Source organism: Streptomyces sp. SID1328 (assembly GCF_009865595.1).
In the GTDB taxonomy this organism is placed as follows: domain Bacteria; phylum Actinomycetota; class Actinomycetes; order Streptomycetales; family Streptomycetaceae; genus Streptomyces; species Streptomyces griseoluteus.
In genome coordinates this window covers 1-1,674 of the sequence record NZ_WWKH01000423.1, presented here as the reverse complement: position 1 = coordinate 1,674, position 1,674 = coordinate 1, and the positions used below count along the sequence as shown (strand labels likewise).

Sequence of the window (1,674 nt, the reverse complement as noted above, 5' to 3'; positions counted from 1 at the left end):
GCGTGCCAGGCGTCGCGAGCCAGGCGGGACTTTGCGGGCACGCCCTCGGGCCGGGTACGGCGACGGGGGCGCCTCCAGAGGACGCCCCCGTGCCGACCGCTGCCGCTGCCCCTACCGGTCGGCGTCGCTGGTGGCGTCGCGGTCGGCCGCGGCGGCCGCCGACTCCGCCGCGTCGACCTTCTTCTTCATGTCCGCGTAGCCCGAAGGGGTGCTGGTCGGGGTGGCGGCGTCGTCGTGGCCGCAGGCGGTGGTGAGGGCCGCGAGGGCGGCCAGGGTGACGGCCGCCGCCGCGCGCCGGAAGCCGCGCCTCACTTGCCGCCGTCCTTCTTGCCGCCGTCGTTCTTCGCGCACCAGGTCTTGACCCCGGCCAGGTCCTTCTTGCGCTCCTGCAGGTCCTTCTTCAGTGACTCCCGGGTCTCGAGGCGGCCCTTGAGGAAGGTGGCGATCTCGGTGTGGCCGGCCTTCCTGGCGTTGTCGACGCGCTGCTGGAGGCGGGCCACGGAGCCGCGCCGGGCCTTGCCCGCGTCGAGTCGCTTCAGGGCGCGGTCGATGCGCCTGTCGACCTTCGGGGCCCGCTTGCAGAGGGCTCGCGCCCCGTCACCGGCGGGCTTGGCGCCTGGTGAGGCGTCGGCGGCGGACGCGGCACCGGCCGAGCCTGCCAGCAGCGCCGCGGTGGCGAGGCCCGCGAGGAGGGTGCGGGTGCTTCGTCGTGCGTCCATGTGGGTCTCCGTTCACGTCCGGGACGGGCCGTGGTGCCGTCCGTCGCCCCGGAGGCTAGGAGGTCTCTTTGGGGAAACCTTGTGACCGGTTCGCCCCGGCTGTCCCGATCAGCCAGTCCCGCCGCCCCGGCGCCCCGGTGCCGTCCAGCGGCAGCCGCACCTCGAAGCGGGCCCCGGTGCCGTCCGGGCCGTCGGTGACACCCACGCTCCCCCGGTGCAGCGCGGCCTGCTGGGCGACGAGGGTGAGTCCGAGCCCGGAGCCGGTGCTGTGCGGCCCCCGCTGGAACCGCTCGAAGAGCCGCTGCCGGGACGCGGGCGGTATGCCGGGCCCTTGGTCGGCCACGACGACCACCGCCTGCTCCCCCGCGCGCCGCACGGCCACCCGTATCCGGGCGACGCCCGCCGGATCGCGGCCGTGGGCGAGCGCGTTGGCCAGCAGGTTGTCCAGCAGCAGCCGCAGCCCCGGCTCCCAGCCCGGCACGGTGACCCCCGGCTCGGCGTCCAGCGCGACATCGGCGCCCCGGTCCCGCCGCCGTACCTCGGCCACGGCGGTGTCGGCGAGGTCCGCGAGGTCGACGGCGGCGAAGGTCTCGGCCTCCACCAGGTCACCCCGGCCCAGTTCCCGGAGCATCACCAGCAGGTGCAGCAGCCGGGCGTGTTCGAGGCGCAGGTCGGCCAGCGCCTCCTCGCGGTCCGGTGCGGGCAGGCCGGGGAGGTCGAGGACGTCCAGGTTGGTGCCCATGCTCATCAGCGGGGTGCGCAGTTCGTGCGCGGCGGCCGAGGAGAAGGAGCGGGCGGTGTCGAGCGCCTCGGCGGTGCGGGCCGCCTGTTCGTCGTAGCGGGCGAGCACGGTGCGCAGGGTGGAGCCGAGTTCGTCGACCTCGGTGACGCCGGTCCGCTCCGGGTCCGGCCGTAGGCCGGTGGTGCGCGGGTCCAGGCCCGCCGTGCGCCGGGT

At 76.0% G+C, this 1,674-nt stretch carries 3 protein-coding genes; all 3 read right to left on the bottom strand.

Going from position 1 to position 1,674, the window contains the following annotated elements:
* Nucleotides 1-111 precede the first annotated feature (111 nt).
* Nucleotides 112-312 carry a hypothetical protein gene (locus tag GT030_RS12715; RefSeq protein ID WP_161201201.1) on the bottom strand — a complete coding sequence of 67 codons (201 nt, stop codon included), beginning with the start codon at nucleotides 310-312 and terminating at the stop codon, nucleotides 112-114.
* Nucleotides 309-719 carry a hypothetical protein gene (locus GT030_RS12710; RefSeq protein ID WP_161201200.1) on the bottom strand — a complete coding sequence of 137 codons (411 nt, stop codon included), beginning with the start codon at nucleotides 717-719 and terminating at the stop codon, nucleotides 309-311. Before GT030_RS12710 ends, GT030_RS12715 begins: the two co-directional genes overlap by 4 nt.
* A 55-nt stretch (nucleotides 720-774) precedes the next feature.
* A partial coding sequence (locus GT030_RS12705; RefSeq protein ID WP_161201199.1) for a HAMP domain-containing sensor histidine kinase occupies nucleotides 775-1,674 on the bottom strand: 900 nt, incomplete at its 5' end.

Bases quoted from the DNA above. Each gene is read 5' to 3' on its own strand.
- GT030_RS12710 (WP_161201200.1), bottom strand. From the start codon at position 719: ATGGACGCACGACGAAGCACCCGCACCCTCCTCGCGGGCCTCGCCACC.